General features: G+C 70.1%; 3 protein-coding genes. 1 reads left to right on the top strand and 2 read right to left on the bottom strand.

The window, feature by feature from the left end; genetic code table 11:
• A partial coding sequence (locus tag ABZ656_RS58000) for a hypothetical protein (RefSeq protein WP_360280844.1) occupies window positions 1–291 on the bottom strand: 291 nt, incomplete at its 3' end.
• Here ABZ656_RS58000 and ABZ656_RS57995 point away from each other — a divergent pair.
• Window positions 275–1,024, top strand: a complete 750-nt coding sequence (locus ABZ656_RS57995) for a hypothetical protein (RefSeq protein WP_129592091.1) — start codon at window positions 275–277, stop codon at window positions 1,022–1,024. The genes ABZ656_RS58000 and ABZ656_RS57995 overlap by 17 nt on opposite strands.
• 96 nt (window positions 1,025–1,120) lie before the next feature.
• Here ABZ656_RS57995 and ABZ656_RS57990 read toward each other — a convergent pair.
• On the bottom strand, window positions 1,121–1,303 hold a 183-nt coding region (locus ABZ656_RS57990), incomplete at its 5' end, for a DUF5954 family protein (RefSeq protein WP_360280841.1).

Raw genomic sequence — 1,303 nt, 5'->3', positions numbered from 1 at the left:
GGGCAGGCAGGCGGCCCGGTGGGCGTGATGGCCGTCGGCATTGCCGCACCCAAGGTCCTGGAGCAGTTGGCCGGGGGGAAGCTGGCGGAACTCGAGATGCTGCGGGCGAGCCAAAACGCCGTGCCGGCGGCACGACCGGACGTGAGGGCCGAGCCCGGGCAGGGTGTTGCGGCGGACACCGCGCACCCAGGCACCGATGCGGCCCGCGCCCCCGAACCTGTCCTCGATCAACGATCCGGTCCGGGTCCCGCCCCAGCGGAAGGAGCAGCGGGTGATGGCTGACTCGTTCATGCAACAACTCATCGCCTCGCTCGCACGGCGCACACCCGTCCTCGACGAGTCGGTCTCGTACCGACCCGACTCGCCGGAAACCAAGGGCCATCCCCATTCCCCTCACCCGGCCGAGCCGGTTCTGCTCGCCGAGGACCGGCCCGATTTCGAGCGCACTCTGGACGAGGCGCTGATCGAGGAGGCCCCCGGCGCGACGGAACGTCTCAACGCCGAGCAGTTGCGCACGATGGCGGTCACCGCCCGCGAAGCCATCGCGGCGAGGGCGGCGCCCGAGTACGCGCACTACGTCGAGGTGAGGGAACGGGCCCGGAACCTCAGTGGATCCGAAGCGCTCCACGAGGACCCGGACCCGGCCGAGGCGTCGGGTGCCGGGGCCGCCGCAGTCGTGGCTGTCCTCGCCCCTGTGCTCTCCGGAACCGCCGCGGTGATCTCCCTGCTTGTCGGCTACGTGCTGGGCATGATGAGCCCGAAACCCGCATTCGCCTCGGCGTTGTTGAACATGGGCTGGGTCTTCACCGCGATCACGGCGGCTGCCGTACTCGCGGGCCTGGTCGGCCTCTTGCTGACAGCCCTGCGCGACGGTTCCGTGTCGCAGTCTCATGTGGGTTCGGCTTGGAACGAGGAGGTCGCCGCCGCCAGGGATGCCTGGCGGCAGGCCATTCGCAGAAGGGGCATCGAGCCGTTCCTGCGCGATGTACGCAAGGCCGTGAGCAGAGGTCTCGACCATGACTAGACATCGCCGTAGCCCGGTATGGTCCGGGAATCTGGCGGCCGCCCCGACTGTCCTGCTGTCCGGCACCCACTGGGTGGCGGGGGCTGCCTGGCCGGTTCAGTCGTCGTAGTGGAGAGTGCCGTCCTCGTCCATGGTCGGGTGCATCTTCGTCGGGCCGTACTCGTCCTGGTCCGAGGGGCGTGGCGGTTCCGGTCCGTCGGGCCCGCAGCGGACCATCCGCTCGATGCGGCAGATCCGGAACAGGCGGTCGCCCACACGCGCTTCATCGGCACGGCCGGC

The sequence above is a fragment of the Streptomyces sp. NPDC007095 genome (assembly GCF_040634475.1).
Classification (GTDB): Bacteria; Actinomycetota; Actinomycetes; order Streptomycetales; family Streptomycetaceae; genus Streptomyces.
Note: the sequence above shows the minus strand (reverse complement) of the source record. Positions and strands in the feature narration are given on the sequence as shown.